This is a genomic window from Pseudomonas sp. R2-60-08W, assembly GCF_003852335.1.
In the GTDB taxonomy this organism is placed as follows: Bacteria; Pseudomonadota; Gammaproteobacteria; order Pseudomonadales; family Pseudomonadaceae; genus Aquipseudomonas.
On record NZ_CP027731.1, the window covers coordinates 3,035,679 to 3,049,615 of the forward strand.

Below are 13,937 nucleotides of genomic sequence, written 5' to 3' on the forward strand. Positions count from 1 at the left end.
CGATCGCCCCTGACGAGGAGGGGCAGGGGATGAACTTACTTCAGGGGGGTATCGACAAACGCCGGCAGTTGTTCGACGCGATCAGCGTAAGTGGCAAGCGCCGTGTAGCTTTCGACATTCACCAGGCTGGAAACCCTGAACTGCGACGCCAGGCGGCGGCCACAGTGACATCGGCCTGCGATATCTGCTCGGTGGCGAGCCACAGACTGGCGCAGCCGGCAGCCTCTTCCAGAAGTAGCAGCGCGGCATGCAATTGCTCGGTCACGCGAGTCATCCAGGGTTCGTAGTGATACTCGACTGGCTTGTTGTGCTCGTATTCAAGTTGCACAGCCTTTTCGCAGACTGCGAGGCCAAGTCCAATCAGCGAAAGCACTTTTTTATGCTGACCCGGATCCTTCGGCATCAAACTACGGCCTGGTTCGACCATGGATTCCAGATAATCAATGATCATTGAGGAATCCATGATCGTTTCGCCGTTATCGCAAATCAGTGTGGGGGCTTTGACAACCGGATTGATGGTTCGGAATTCATCCGCGTTGCGAAACACCGAGATCTGTTTGTGTTCGTGCCCCAGACCCATCAAACGCATTGAAATCGCCACGCGCCGAACATAGGGTGAACCCATCATGCCAACCAGTTTCATCGTTTTCTCCAAGGTGCCAATCGTCCGTTTATCTAACTTTCACTCGGTGTGTTGCCGGTAAAAAGAGTGCGACCTACACGTGCACAAGTGACGGGAGTCACTATGTATCCATTTTCGAAAACGAGACTGCTGATTTGTAAAATAACGAGGCTCGTTCTGAAACCGTTTCGATATCGCCGGTGGTAAAGAATCTGTTGTTCCCTGTTCTTTTGGTAGAAAGATGAGGGTTTCTCCTGAGGTGCTCAATCAGACCCCGGGCGCAAGTATCGGGTTGGGAAACAATTCGCGTTGAAGCCGGCAGTTCCGCCCGCCATAGATGCTCAACGATCGGATAGTGTGTGCATCCCAGTACGCAGACATCCGGTTTTTTCGAAGTGGCGCTTAGAAGTGCATCTACGTGTTTACGGATCTCCGCACGCAGAACTTCCTCGCAAGCGTCCTGTTCAATGAGTAACGCAAGACCATGACAGATCTGTTGATAAACTTTTATATGGGGCCGTCTGCTATTGATTTCGACGCCAAAGGCATTGGATTGCACCGTGTGTTGAGTTGCGAAAACAGCGACGCTCTCCACACAGGGATCATCTATGACATCGAACGCCTGGCTTACCGGTGTGCCTGCGATCTCTTCGGCGACAGGGACAATGACGCCAATCACTTGCCGATTCGGATACCTCTCTGGGAGCCAGGTTTCCCGCAGTTTGCGCAGGCTGGTGGCCACTGCCGTATTACAAGCGATGACGACCAGTGTGCAGCCGTGCTTGAACAGCCGGCCCACAGCGGCTTGCGTCAGATCAAAGATATGCTCGGATGAATTATTGCCATAGGGCGCATTGCCGTGATCACCCAGATAGACAAACTCTTCATTGGGTAGCGCGGATTCAAACGCGCGCATCACTGTTAACCCACCGCTACCGAAGTCAAATACGCCAATCAATTTACACCTCACTGAAATGCTTGTGATACCAAGCCGTTGGCCTAAATTGTTGTCGCAATGGCAGTCGCGACACCGATATACAGAACGCCCGTCACAACACTCATCTGGCGCTTGGTCCGAAAGACTTTTGCCGCATGCCGAGCCATCAGCATGTACATGGCGTACACCGATGTGGAAATGAAGATTGCCGTCGTCACCAGTGCAATGCACTGCGGGAGGTATGGCAGCGCCTTGTTGATGAACGTCGGGAATAAAATGACATTGGTCAGAATGCCTTTGGGATTTGTGAATGAAACAATTACGGCGCCGGTGAACATTTGCAAAGGCGTGCGCTTGCTGGAAGTTGCAACCAATACTTGAGAATGGGAACGCAATGACTTCAGCGCAAGATAGAGCAGGTAGGCAACGCCGATCCATTTGAGCCAGAACAAAATGCCAGGGTGCTCGCTGACCAGTATCCCGAGCCCCGAAAGAACAATAACGGCGTGCCCACCGCTTGCCAGTCCGAAACCAATGGCGCCCGGAAAAGATTCCTTGAAGCCATGATCAAGTGCCTGCGCCATGGAAAAAGCAACGTTCGGGCCTGGAAGAATCGCGGCCGAAAGGAAGACGATGCAAAACAAAATCCAAAGTTGAAAGTCCATGTTGCGCTATCCCTACACACGTGCCGAATTCAAATGATTTCGTACTGGATGAAGTTGTTATTAGAGTCCTGATGCCCGATCACTCAATGATTCAGGCAGGCGATCCTATCCATTCTGGAAGAAACGCCTTGATCCAGGTTTCAACTGCCGAGTCATGTCGGTGCCAACCGGCAAGATGTTCACTGGCAGGCCTTGCACCCGGCGCTTTGAGTCGTTCGGTACCACGCGTGACCCAGCCGTCGATCGTCTCGTAGGTCACTTCGGGGTGAAATTGCAACGCGTAGGCGTTGGTTCCGTATCGGTAGGCTTGCACTGGGAAAGTCGAGCCTTCGGCGAGTTGCGTTGCGCCGTTGGGCAAATCGAAACCTTCGCTATGCCATTGATAGACATGGTCCGGAAAGGGTGTGCTTGCCTCAGCGGTTATCTCGTGAGCAGCCGCGAGCGGCGTGATCGGATAATAGCCGGCCTCGATGGCGCCGTTGTCGAGCTGGTACACCCGGGAGCCCAAGTGTCGGGTCAGCATTTGCCCGCCCAGACACAGACCCAGTATCGGTTTCCCCTCTTTCAACGGTCTGGCAAGCCAGTCGATTTCTTCACGAACATACGCGTCATTGTCATTGGCGCTCATCGGGCCGCCGAAAATGATCACGCCTTCATGTTCCGACATGTTCTTCGGAAGTGGATCACCAAATCTCGGCTTGCGGATATCAAGTTCGAACCCCGATTGGTGCAGCAGGTGGCCGACACGGCCAGGCGTCGAGTGTTCCTGATGCAGAACAATCAGGACCTTGCGTATTTGATCCATTGCACAACTCCATTCATTCAGATGATCAGGCTGGATCCGGGTTTCGGTTCAGAGTGACCCCGTAAATGGAGGATTGCCGACCCACAGTTCTGCGAAGTTCTGTGCCGCCGGGCCCGAACCGAGAATGCGATCAAGCTCGGCCGTCTGAAGTCGCCGATGGAAATCAGCGTTGTCGTCGTAGCGATGCAGCAGCATGGCCATGAAGTGGGAAAACTGAACATCTCTCCACACTTGCTTCAACGCGATGTCGGAATAAGACAGCAGCAGGTCATCCTTGTCGTGGGCGTAAAACCGTTCAAAGGCCTGAGCAAGGATGTTCGCGTCGGAGACGGCGAGGTTAAGCCCCTTGGCGGCAGACGGCGGCACGATGTGGGCGGCATCCCCCGCAAGAAAGAGCCGTCCTTTTTGCATCTTCTCCGCAACAAAGCTTCTGAGTTGCACGAGGCTTTTTTCGATGATGGCGCCCCCGTTGACTTTCTCCGGCCTACCTTCGATGCGCGACTGCAGAAGATCCCAGATTTGCGAACCCTACCAATCATTCGGATCTTCGTTCTGAGCACACTGCAGATAAATTCGGGAAACACTGCGGGAGCGCATGGTGAACAACGCCAGCCCGGTTTCGTGAGGGGCGAAGATGACGTCCTCTGAAATGGGCGACATTTCGGCGAGGATCGCCAGCCAGGCAAAAGGGTAGGTGTGCGAGTGACAGGTCAGCGCGTTAGCAATATGAGGACGGCAAATACCATGGAAACCATCGCAGCCGACAACAAAGTCGCATTCCAGCGTCTGTTGTGTGCCGTCTTGAATGAAGGAAACGGAAGGGGTGCTTCCATCGGTGCCGTGAACCTGAACATCGACAATCATCGTTTCTTTGTAATGACGTCACTCATGTATTGATGCAAGTCACGCAGATCATTCACGCTCCAGGCATGTGGCGGTATCTTCATGCCATTCTCTCGCAACGTTTTTGGAATCAGGCTTCCACTGGGGCGAAGTATTATTGAGGACACAATCACGCCCGGATAATCATTGAGACGCTTCTTGAACGCAGCCGTTGTAAGGTCTGGCGTTGGTGGATTGCTTTTATTGGCCAGCGGCCCTGTTCCCTTGATGTCGGGGCCGTGACACACGGCGCATCGCTGTACAAAAAGGGCTTTTCCGTTGGCGTTGTCGGCAAAGGAAAGTGATGTCTGAAGCAGCGATAAAAATCCTAGTAAACCGATAAGTGATCTTTTCATTTTTCTGTGGCCTTGTTGATCCATCAAGTCGCAAGCGACACCGCCATGCACCGCGCTATCTCTGTGGCCAGAAGTCGCAAATGTACCGATGTTGATTCATGAGGCCGATAAAATTCGTCGCGCGCTTCAGAAAAAGAAACGAGCGGCGCGTCGTTACGCATATGTTTGAACGTCATGCCGTAAAGGCTTTATTTGATTTGAGTACTCGTCAACCGACGAGGGACGACTTCATGCCGAGGACGTAATAACGCCAATCATTGATGCGGCATCGAACAGAGGCTGAAAGTGTACGAAGTGCCCGGGAGGGAAAGGCAAGCGAAAGAGAAGATGGATTTATAACAGTGATATGAAACATGCCAATCCCTTGAGCGTTATTGTGGTTATTACAATGAGTACTATCCTCACTCATGGGCGTTACGATCACATTTGTTTCTGGATATGTCAATATCAAAAATCAAATTGACAATATTGCTTTCAACGCTTCCCTGACTAGGGCGTTCGAACCCGCAGTTGACGTTGCCAGTCACGGACAGCGATACGTCCAACGAGTCTCCAGTCTGATCGAAGCCATTGATTCCTCTATCCATTGCCCAACGATAAAGCCTTCGAAATCCTACCAGTACTGTCCTCGTTTTTTTGATCTCTTCGAGAGCAGTGATTAGTTGATGTGTAGCCCAAGGAAGTCCGGCCGCGAAATTTGTACCAGGTAAAAATCGAAGGGTATCCGCGAACATTGCCGCAGTTCGAGGTGCATATTTCTCAAGTGCATAAGCCATAAAGCCTTTGCCTATTTCGATTAGCTCTGAATTCAACTGGATCGCAGTCCAATCGATTTTCATTGCTAGTCCACCGTCATACCAGGTCCACACCTTCAGTTGAGTATCGACATATCGTGGTTGGTCATTAGTGCGAGTTCGAATCGCAACGTAAGCGGGGCCCTTGAACACATAAGCTGGCAAAGAGGAGGGTGGTGATGCGTGTTCTTGATCGGCTGATTTGGTCACGGCGAACCTCCTTAACTGTCTAGTCGACTCCAGGCTGCCGAGGTGCGCTGGGCGTTATGGAGGTTGGCCGACTCGGCTAGATAACGACCTGCGTAGCGGCGTGGCATCGTCGAGGTCTCAGACCAACCGCAGACTCGCCGGAGTTCGTCCGTGGCCCGCTCGAGGTCATGCCCACGCTTTTCGACCAGGTAAGCCAAAACCGGCCTGCAAATGTGTGGCGAAAGTCATGCGCAGAAAGTGTAGGCAACAACCCTGGATCAGCCAGTTCAATGGTCAGAAACAGCCGAATCCAGATCTCGGCTTTTGGCATAGGCGTAGAAAGCCTGGATCGCGCGCAGGTGCGCCGCAGCCGTATTGTAAGCGCGGTGCCTGAGTTTGAGTTGGACGTAGATGAACGGAATGAGTATGGGCAACGGAGTCGCATCACCAGCTTGTACAAGCAGCGGTAGTCGTTGACCTGAAGAGAAACGGCACTGAATCAGTCTCATCGGCAGCCACCTCATTCAAGGATTCGTCATGAACACTATGGACATAGCCCGTTGAGAGAGTAGGCGTCAACACGAATTCGTCGAATCAGTCACTTAGGCAGCTCATGAACATTTATGACATGGCCTGTCGTTTAACATAATATACATTATGCGTACCGTCCTATACGGAGCTGAGGGGCTCTGGCGGTCAGATTTAAAGCCTGGACAACTCAAAGCTCACTACCTCGACACTGCACGCTTGTATTGACCATAATAGTTTGGCCAGGCCCACAGCTCATTCTACTCACAGAGAATAATCATCATGGACGAACCGCAAGATGCTTCGATGGGTAGCGAAGAAAAAACTACATCCAAGATGCCTCAGCAATTTGGCGTCCAAGCCAGGGGCTTTAACGATGCGGAAACGGCAACGCGCCTTGCCACGGTTGTTGGCCATGCGGTGCGCAAGCTGGGTGATACATTCGATTTGAGCGGCCTCGACGGCGTAACGCTGGCTGTAGACTACAACCAGGCGTTGCTTGATCTCGATCGCGGCTACGAGACGAGCCATAAACTGACGGCTACTAATTCGCACGTTGTGGGTGTTGCAATGACACCAGGCGTCTTACGTGACGGCGTTTTGAAGTCGCACATCGTTCTCAATGCAAACTACATATGGCCACTCAGTGACCAGAATGATGCTGAGGGACGAGATAATGCAGTGCATATTTTGGCTCATGAGTGTGGGCATGTCCAAGTAACCAGTGCGTTCGACAATTGCTTCCCCAACGTATTGCTGAGACAAAAAAACAGTCCGCTCCTTGAGCAAATTCATTGGAAAGTGATTCTTCCAGTATGGGACGAGTTTGCAGTCACATCCCTCTCTGCTGGTTTTGGAGCAAGTCAAACAGAAACGTACGAAAATACGTTCATAAACGATTTGGCTGAAGCTGATGAGCGCTCCAATAAACTGCTTTTGAAGTATCAGGAACATGGCTCAGTAGATCAAATTCTAAGCGAGATATATGGCTGCTACGGAAACCTTTTGAAATTCGCTGCCTACCACTTAGGCAACTTAGATGGCGTCGGAATTCGCTGGCAGGATTCACAAAAAACTGCCTCACTTCTCAAGGATCATTGGTTTTTGCCATATTTTGAGCGTTTAGAAGCTGCCTGCATCGAAATCGCGAAGAGCTACGGGCGTTGGGAAAACACAGACAGCTTTATGCTCATTGCCGACATAATTGATGACCTGGTTGAGCGAGCTGGATTGTTGATAGAACGAATGGACGATGGTCGTCTTTGGGTGGATATCCCCTATACTCCTGAAACAGATCCCCTCCTCTGCAAATAACCAAAAATAATAACTATACTAAATAGTCATTTAGTATAGTTATATCTACCGATTACTAATCAGCAAAAAAAATCTTCAATAACCACCCGCCGCCGTCATCGCTCCGCCCACGATCGCAATTCCTGAACTACTGCCCAAACGTGTCGCCCCGGCTTCAATCATCTTTAAAGCCGTCGGATAATCGCGCACACCGCCGGACGCCTTTACACCAACCCCTGCGCCCACGGTCTGGCGCATCAGTGCCACATCTTCGACTGTCGCGCCGCTTCGGCTGAAGCCGGTGGAGGTCTTGACGAACGCCACACCCAAGTCGCGGCAGATTTCGCAGGCCTGGACCTTCTGCTTGTCGTCGAGCAGACAGGTTTCCAGTATGACCTTCAACGGCACGGCGCCGCAGGCCTCGTGGACCAGGGCGATGTCTTCGCGCACGGCGTCCAGCAGCCCGTCTTTCAACCATCCGATATTGAGCACCATATCGATCTCCCCTGCCCCGGCGGCAATTGCTCGTTGGGCTTCGAAAGCCTTGGTGTCACTCAGACCGGCCCCCAATGGAAAACCCACAACAGCACAAATCACTACGCTTTTGTCGGTCAGGCATGACGCGGCGTAAGGTACTTGACCCGAGTTCAGGCATACGGAGTAAAAGCCGTGTTCACGGGCCTCTTCGCACAAGGTTCGGATCTGCTCACGGGAGGCGTCGGGAGCCAGCAGGGTGTGATCGATGTACTTGGCCAATGCTGCGGGTGGAAGATTGTTCATTTAACGATCCCTTGCCTGTATGTTGCCAATGATTGTGGCGCGCGCGTCACAGTGCGCATATAAAATAGTTACAATAACAACATTTAATGTTACTTATTTAACAACAACAATCAACCCCCTGGAATACTCGTGGACAGTAGAAAAGCCGAGCGACTGAAGCTCATTCAACAAGCCTTGCAGGACCAGAATGCCATTCACTTGAAGGAAATGGCCGCGCTGCTGGAGGTTTCCGAAATGACCCTGCGCCGCGATCTCAACCACTTCAGCGATCATTTGCGCCTGCTGGGCGGCTACATCACGCGAGTCGGCAACGAGGCCGGCGATTATCGCGTGGCGGAGCAGGACACGCGTCACGTTGAGGAAAAACGCCGCATCGGAAAGCTCGCTGCCCAGTTGATCCAGGCCGGTGACACGGTATTTTTTGACTGCGGCACCACCTCGCCTTTTGTGGTTGATTTCATTCCCGATGCGCTGGAGTTCACGGCGGTGTGCAGTTCGCTGAACGTGCTGCTCAAACTGCAGAACAAGCCCAATTGCCACATCGTGTTGTGCGGTGGCACCTTTCACCGCAAGAACCAGGTTTTTGAAAGCCGCGCCGAAAGCAGCATCCTCGACAGCGTGCGCCTGACATGGGCCTTTGTGACCGCCGCCGGCGTCAGCCAGGAATTCGGCGTGACGTGCTTCAACTTCAACGAAGTCGAGGTCAAGCAAAAGGTCATACGCCAGGCCCAGCAGCGCGTGCTGCTCGCCGATTTCAGCAAGTTCGACACGGTGCGCACCGCTCACTTCGCCGCCCTGGAAGACTTTCATTACGTGGTCAGCGACAAGAAAATCCCCCGTAGCTACAAGGAAGTCATCCAGGCCAACGGCACGCAATTGCTGGTCTAACCCAACAGCTTCCGCCGCTCCTGCGCACTCAAGTAACCGGTGGTGACACTGAACGAAGCGCTGGCTCCAGCCGCCAGCACACGCACGTGACCTTTGGCTTTCTCAGCGTTATAGCCCTCGGGTTCACAGGTGGACGGCAGGACGAACGCCGCCACTTGCTGATCCGGCGTGTACAAGATCCAACGCGCGGCGTGCTCGAACTGTTCGGGACGGTAACGGGTGTAAAACGCCGCGCCATTGGGATGATCGAGTAGAAAATGCGCCTGGCCCGCGGCGTCAGTGGCAACACCATCAAAGAAAAACACGATCTCGGGGTCGTACAGTGACGGCTGTTCAAGGCAGGCCAACTGAGACGGGTGCTCGGCCAGTCGGGCCATGTAGGCGCTCCAGGCTGGCGTCGGCTTGACGTGGTCCGGCACGCTGGTACGCAGGCGCAGGCGTTGCACGCCCAACGGTTCGACAAACCGCGCACCGGTCACAAACGCGTAGTTCATGTGGGCCATGTACATCAGGTCCATGGGCTTTCCGGCAAGGTTCGTCACGTCCATATTGATATCGAACAAGGCCGAATCGGCGCGCAATGTGACGCTGGGGCAAGCCAGGTAACGATCGCCGAACCCCTTGGCGTACTGATACGAGCCGCCCAGGCGCAAAAAGCCCTCGCCCACTTCCAGCCAGGCCGTGTCCAGGGGCGCGCAGGGCATTTCGCCGTGCAAGGCGTGCGTGTCGTCCGGCGTCGGGCAACCATTGCGCAGCAGGCCACTATGAAACATGAAGCAGCCATAGGTGTCGATGACCGTCGGGCTGGGCCGAGGTTGCTCGAACAGGTTGTTCATGGTCAGGTTGCAACCGTCGAACTCGGCTGACCAGATCATCTGTCCTTGATAAGGCAGTACCACCAGCTTGCCACGGCTGTTCTCCAGGCTCAGGGCCAACACACCGGACGCATAGGTCCAGGCACTGACCTTGAATGCAGGGGATTGCAGAAGGATCTTTTCCTGCTCGCCAAACACCGCTCGGTACAGTGGGATACGTGTATTCATGAGGCCACCGCCCCGGTGGCGCCCGCCGGTAAGGTGCCGGGTTGGCGCATGCACTTGAGCGCATACATTACGATCACGATAAAGCACAGTAACGGCACGCTGTAAGCCAGCTGCATGTTGCCGCCGCTGGCGTCGGACAGCAGGCCCTGGAAGATCGGGATCACCCCGCCGCCTACAATGCTCATCACCAGCAATGAGCCACCGACACCGGTGTCTTCACCCAGGCCATCGATGGTCAGGCCGTAGATGGTCGGCCAGCAGGGGCCGAGGAAAATGCTCACGCCGACTGCTGCATACACCGCCGAAATGTTCGGCACCAGAATGGTATAGGCCAGCAGCACGATACACAGCACCCCGTAGATCGCCAGGACCTTGGCGGGGTGCAGCCGCCGCATCAACAGGTTGGCGATCAACTTGCCGACAAAATACGCGGCAAAGGTGGTCAGCAAAAACCAGGAGGCGCTGCGCTCGTTCATACCGCCCATTTGCATGGCCAGGCGAATGGTGAAACTCCACACGCCGACCTGGGCGCCCACGTAAAGAAACTGCGCCAATACGCCAAAGGTAAAGCGTGGGTTGCGCCACAGCCGGCCCAGGCTCTGACGCAGACTGCCGGGCTTGCTGCCAGCGGGCTTATTGCCCTTGCAGGCGGGAAATCGCGTAATGGCGATCAGGATAAAGATCAGCACCAGCACGGCGATCATCCACTTGTAGGGCAAGAGCGTGGACTGGATCATTTGCAACTGCGCAACCGCCGCCTCGGAAGCGCTCATCTGCGTCAGTTGTTCCCTGGTGGCGTCCGTGTCCTTGAACATCACAAAGCTGCCTACGTACACCCCGGCCATTGCGCCGAATGGGTGGAAGGTCTGCGAAATGTTCAAGCGTCGGGTCCCGGTTTCCCGTGGTCCCATCAGTGTCGAATAGGTGTTGCACGCGGTTTCAAGGAACGACAGCCCGGCGGCTATCACAAACAGCGCCAACAGGAACATGCCGTACTTGGCCGTGGACGCCGCCGGAAAAAACAACAGGCAGCCGAACATATACAGCAGGAGGCCGATCAGGATCGTGCTCTTGTAGCTGAAGCGACGCACCACCATCGCGGCCGGGATCGCCACGAAAAAGTAGCCCAGGTAAAACGCCGACTGCACAAAGGCGGTCTGGAAATCACTGAGCAGAAACGCTTTCTTGAAATGGGCGATCAGCACGTCGTTCATGCTCGCCGCCGCCGCCCACAGCGCAAAGATGCTGCACAACAGGATAAAGGCGAACCAGGGCGTGCGGTTCAGGTAGAAGCCATCGGGAGTCGGTTGCAGCGCAGGTTTGTTCATTATTGTTCTCCGGGCTGGGTGGGGTGTTACCGCTGTTGCTGGAAACGCGTGAACGTTTCGTGGTCGGGATAAGACGTTTGCGTGCCCAGCGCCATGACCGAGCACGCGGAATACGCTACCGCCTGTTCAATGGCCTGACGGATATGGCCGTCGCGGTTCCAGTGGTGAATGAAGCATCCGATAAAGGCATCGCCGGCCCCCGTGGTATCACGGGCCACCACCTGTACGCCGGGCACATGGAATTCGCCCTCTTCGCCCACGTACAACGCACCGTGCTCGCCAAGGGTGACGATCACGTGTCGAATGCCGCTGGTGACCAGGCTGCGCGCGGCGGCCTGGGCCGAGGCCGGCGAGTTCACGACGTGACCGGTGATCAGCGCCAGTTCCGATTCGTTGGGGATCAGGAAGTCCAACTGCGCCAAGTGCTCGGCGCTCAACCCGGTCAGCGCCGGTGCCGGGTTGAGCAGCACCGCGATAGCGTGTCGGTGAGCGAATTCGATGGCGTGGTAGACCGTCTCCACGTTGATTTCCAACTGCAGCACGATCAGCGTGCACTCACGCAGGTCCGCTGCAGCGGCATCGATGTCCGCCGGCGACAGATGCGCATTGGCTCCTTTGACGATCAATATGCTGTTGTGCGAGTCAGTTCGCACGAAGATCGGCGCGACGCCGCTGGAAACACCCGGCACGCGCTGCACGTAACGGGTGTCGATGCCAAAGCGTTGGAAGTTGGCCACAGTGTTGTCGGCAAACATGTCGTCGCCGACCTTGCTTAGCATTAGGACATCAGCCCCCAACTTGGCGGCCGCGACGGCCTGGTTGGCCCCCTTGCCGCCGCAACCGAGGGCAAAACCCGGCGCTTCGAGGGTCTCGCCCTGGGCCGGCATGCGGTCGATGTAGGTAATCAGATCAACCATGTTGCTGCCGATGACTGCGATCTTGCTCATTGCTATTCCACCTTGTTACGGCACGACGAGGCAAGGCGTGCCGCTCTTATTTTGTTATTTAAATAACATTAGGTGTGAATATTCAATCTTTTTTTGTGGGGTCGAATCAATTTTGCCGGATGGTCTTACCCGGTTCCCCTTTCTGCGGACAAAAAAAACCGGCCTCAGAGGCCGGCCCTTGATCAACAGGTCTACACGCTGAACCGATCCACCGACTGCGACAATTTCCCGGTCAGGCCGGCCAGCTCATCGGTGGTCGCGGCTGTTTCACCGATGACGCGGCTATTGTTTTGCGACATGCCGGCAATCATTTCCACTTGATGGGCAATTTCATTGCTGGCCAGGCTCTGCTCGCCGATGGTCCGGGAGATGTCATTGACCAACTCCGTGGTGCTCAAGGTGGCCTGCAGAATCTCGCGAATGGCGCGCTCCACATCGGCGGTCACGGCCATGCCTTTGTCTACCTGGGCGACGCCCTCCTCCATACTGGTCACCGCCTCCCGGGTGCTTTGCTGGATACGCCCGACCATGCTGGCGATTTCCTGGGTGGAGGCACTGGTGCGGCCGGCCAGGCTGCGCACCTCGTCGGCAACAACGGCAAAACCGCGCCCTTGTTCACCGGCGCGAGCGGCTTCGATGGCGGCGTTGAGGGCCAGCAGGTTGGTTTGGTCGGCGATGCCCTTGATCACTTGGATGATGCTGTAGATGGCCTCGGATTCCTTGTCCAGGGTGCGAATGACCAGAGCCGATTGCTGGGCGGAACGGGCAATGCCGTCCATGTCGCTGACCACTTGGTGAATCACCCGGCCGCCGTCCTTGGCCAGGGCTTCAGCCTGGTTGGCCATGTCCAGCGCGCGCCCGGCGTGGCGGGTGATTTCTTCGATGCTGGCGGTCATTTCGCTGGCGGCAGCGGCCATGGTGCTGGCGGCGGCGCTTTGCTGCTGGCTGCTGCCCGCCACTTCATGGCAGCCCTGGCTCAGTCGTTCGCTCACGCCATTGACGCCATGGGCATTGCTGCGCACCACGTCGATCATGCCGCGCAGGTCGCGCTGCATGGTGGCAAGGCTGCGTATCAATGAACTGGCTTCGTCCTTGCGGCTGGGCTCGACAATCGGTTCGCTCAAGTTGCCGCTGGCGATACTCGCGGCGATGCGGCTGGCCGCCTGCAGGGGGCCCATGATGCTGAGGATTACCCAGCGTCCCTGGGCCAGCAGCAGCAACAGGCTGGCGATCAAGACTGCGCCCAGGATCAGATTGGCGTTATGGATGGTGCGTTGGGTGGCTTCGCCCGTGCGTTCGGTATGGCTTTCGATCAACTCACTGAAGGCGCCCATTTGATCTTCAAGCTGGCTGAAGGCTTTATTGAAGGTTTCAAGCTCCCCGCGAGCGCCTTCGGGGTTGCCCAAGGCCAGCGCGACGATACGCTCGGCGGCGCCGATGTAGGTGTCCAGGCTGGGCTTGATGTTGTCGAGGTTGGTTTTGAGCGTGGCTTCCAACGGCAACTTGAGGTTGGCCTCCAGCGACTGGCGAAAGTGCTCGGCGTGCTCCTTGAGCGAACTATTGACCTCAGCGGCGGTGGTGGTGCTTTTGCCCAGGCCTACCAGCATGGCGGACAACACATCGGCGCGCAGCGCGTCATGCATCATGTCGGCTTCCATGTGGTTGCGCAAAACGGTCATGCTGACCTCGTTTTCCTGCACGGCAGCGCTCATCTGCCGGTTTCCAAGGTAACCGGCCAGGCTCATGACCACGGCGGTCAGCAACCCGGTCGCAATCAACAGCGTTAAGCGTAACTTGATCGTCATGCGGATATCCCCTTACCCAAGCGCCGATGCGTCGTTACTAGCGTTATCGGCATCACTGGCTGTTAGTGAAGCTCA

General features: G+C 55.4%; 14 protein-coding genes and 2 pseudogenes. 2 read left to right on the plus strand and 14 right to left on the minus strand.

Going from position 1 to position 13,937, the window contains the following annotated elements:
• Positions 1-118 precede the first annotated feature (118 nt).
• The 8 genes and pseudogenes from C4J90_RS13705 to C4J90_RS27115 all read right to left on the minus strand — a co-directional run bounded on the left by C4J90_RS13705 (position 119) and on the right by C4J90_RS27115 (position 5,759).
• Positions 119-643 (minus strand): glutathione S-transferase family protein, encoded by a 525-nt coding sequence (locus tag C4J90_RS13705; protein WP_256658859.1) that lies wholly within the window; start codon positions 641-643, stop codon positions 119-121.
• 100 nt (positions 644-743) lie between these two features.
• Positions 744-1,580, minus strand: a complete 837-nt coding sequence (locus tag C4J90_RS13710) for a glutamate racemase (protein WP_124420054.1) — start codon at positions 1,578-1,580, stop codon at positions 744-746.
• 41 nt (positions 1,581-1,621) lie between these two features.
• Positions 1,622-2,224, minus strand: coding sequence for a LysE family translocator (locus C4J90_RS13715; protein WP_124362914.1), 603 nt, complete (start codon positions 2,222-2,224; stop codon positions 1,622-1,624).
• Positions 2,225-2,315: 91 nt separating this feature from the next.
• The gene (locus C4J90_RS13720) at positions 2,316-3,029 is read right to left on the minus strand and encodes a glutamine amidotransferase (protein ID WP_124362915.1); all 714 of its coding nucleotides are present in this window, start codon (positions 3,027-3,029) and stop codon (positions 2,316-2,318) included.
• A 48-nt stretch (positions 3,030-3,077) separates the two neighbouring features.
• A pseudogene (locus C4J90_RS27110) lies at positions 3,078-3,893 on the minus strand (FAD-dependent monooxygenase).
• Positions 3,890-4,267, minus strand: coding sequence for a c-type cytochrome (locus C4J90_RS13735; protein WP_124421211.1), 378 nt, complete (start codon positions 4,265-4,267; stop codon positions 3,890-3,892). The pseudogene C4J90_RS27110 and the gene C4J90_RS13735 overlap by 4 nt, the downstream one beginning before the upstream one ends.
• 401 nt (positions 4,268-4,668) lie before the next feature.
• Entirely contained in the window at positions 4,669-5,271 is a 603-nt protein-coding gene (locus C4J90_RS13740; protein WP_256658860.1) for a hypothetical protein, read from the minus strand.
• A 266-nt stretch (positions 5,272-5,537) separates the two neighbouring features.
• Complete coding sequence (locus C4J90_RS27115) at positions 5,538-5,759, minus strand: hypothetical protein (RefSeq protein ID WP_256658861.1); 222 nt, start codon at positions 5,757-5,759, stop codon at positions 5,538-5,540.
• 301 nt (positions 5,760-6,060) lie between these two features.
• On the opposite strand from C4J90_RS27115, the gene C4J90_RS13750 reads away from it, so the two are divergent.
• Positions 6,061-7,092 carry a hypothetical protein gene (locus C4J90_RS13750; RefSeq protein ID WP_124420057.1) on the plus strand — a complete coding sequence of 344 codons (1,032 nt, stop codon included), beginning with the start codon at positions 6,061-6,063 and terminating at the stop codon, positions 7,090-7,092.
• A gap of 75 nt (positions 7,093-7,167) precedes the next feature.
• Here C4J90_RS13750 and deoC read toward each other — a convergent pair whose 3' ends face one another.
• Entirely contained in the window at positions 7,168-7,851 is a 684-nt protein-coding gene (gene deoC, locus C4J90_RS13755) for a deoxyribose-phosphate aldolase (RefSeq protein WP_124367085.1), read from the minus strand.
• A 129-nt stretch (positions 7,852-7,980) separates the two neighbouring features.
• On the opposite strand from deoC, the gene deoR reads away from it, so the two are divergent.
• The gene (gene deoR / locus C4J90_RS13760; RefSeq protein WP_124414737.1) at positions 7,981-8,739 is read left to right on the plus strand and encodes a DNA-binding transcriptional repressor DeoR; all 759 of its coding nucleotides are present in this window, start codon (positions 7,981-7,983) and stop codon (positions 8,737-8,739) included.
• On the opposite strand, the gene C4J90_RS13765 is transcribed toward deoR, so the two are convergent.
• From C4J90_RS13765 to C4J90_RS27475, 5 genes and pseudogenes are all read right to left on the minus strand, one after another.
• Complete coding sequence (locus tag C4J90_RS13765) at positions 8,736-9,782, minus strand: aldose 1-epimerase family protein (protein WP_124420058.1); 1,047 nt, start codon at positions 9,780-9,782, stop codon at positions 8,736-8,738. The genes deoR and C4J90_RS13765 overlap by 4 nt on opposite strands.
• Positions 9,779-11,110 (minus strand): L-fucose:H+ symporter permease, encoded by a 1,332-nt coding sequence (fucP, locus tag C4J90_RS13770; protein WP_124362920.1) that lies wholly within the window; start codon positions 11,108-11,110, stop codon positions 9,779-9,781. The genes C4J90_RS13765 and fucP overlap by 4 nt, the downstream gene beginning before the upstream one ends.
• Positions 11,111-11,136: 26 nt before the next feature.
• A complete protein-coding gene (gene rbsK, locus C4J90_RS13775) occupies positions 11,137-12,057 on the minus strand; it encodes a ribokinase (protein WP_124409953.1) in 921 nt (306 codons plus the stop codon).
• 191 nt (positions 12,058-12,248) lie between these two features.
• Positions 12,249-13,112: a methyl-accepting chemotaxis protein gene (locus tag C4J90_RS27470; RefSeq protein WP_372237503.1), complete on the minus strand. Its 864-nt coding sequence runs from the start codon at positions 13,110-13,112 to the stop codon at positions 12,249-12,251.
• Positions 13,107-13,862: pseudogene (locus tag C4J90_RS27475) on the minus strand (HAMP domain-containing protein); the annotation flags it as partial. The pseudogene C4J90_RS27475 and the gene C4J90_RS27470, both read right to left, overlap by 6 nt.
• Positions 13,863-13,937: the final 75 nt, after the last annotated feature.

Excerpts from the sequence above, each read along its gene's own strand:
- C4J90_RS13705 (WP_256658859.1), bottom strand. The coding sequence starts at position 643 with ATGAAACTGGTTGGCATGATGGGTTCACCCTATGTTCGGCGCGTGGCG.
- C4J90_RS13715 (WP_124362914.1), bottom strand. The coding sequence starts at position 2,224 with ATGGACTTTCAACTTTGGATTTTGTTTTGCATCGTCTTCCTTTCGGCC.
- C4J90_RS13720 (WP_124362915.1), bottom strand. The coding sequence starts at position 3,029 with ATGGATCAAATACGCAAGGTCCTGATTGTTCTGCATCAGGAACACTCG.
- C4J90_RS13735 (WP_124421211.1), bottom strand. The coding sequence starts at position 4,267 with ATGAAAAGATCACTTATCGGTTTACTAGGATTTTTATCGCTGCTTCAG.
- C4J90_RS27115 (WP_256658861.1), bottom strand. The coding sequence starts at position 5,759 with ATGAGACTGATTCAGTGCCGTTTCTCTTCAGGTCAACGACTACCGCTG.
- C4J90_RS13750 (WP_124420057.1), top strand. The coding sequence starts at position 6,061 with ATGGACGAACCGCAAGATGCTTCGATGGGTAGCGAAGAAAAAACTACA.
- deoC (WP_124367085.1), bottom strand. The coding sequence starts at position 7,851 with ATGAACAATCTTCCACCCGCAGCATTGGCCAAGTACATCGATCACACC.
- C4J90_RS13765 (WP_124420058.1), bottom strand. The coding sequence starts at position 9,782 with ATGAATACACGTATCCCACTGTACCGAGCGGTGTTTGGCGAGCAGGAA.
- fucP (WP_124362920.1), bottom strand. The coding sequence starts at position 11,110 with ATGAACAAACCTGCGCTGCAACCGACTCCCGATGGCTTCTACCTGAAC.
- rbsK (WP_124409953.1), bottom strand. The coding sequence starts at position 12,057 with ATGAGCAAGATCGCAGTCATCGGCAGCAACATGGTTGATCTGATTACC.
- C4J90_RS27470 (WP_372237503.1), bottom strand. The coding sequence starts at position 13,112 with ATGCAGCGCGACCTGCGCGGCATGATCGACGTGGTGCGCAGCAATGCC.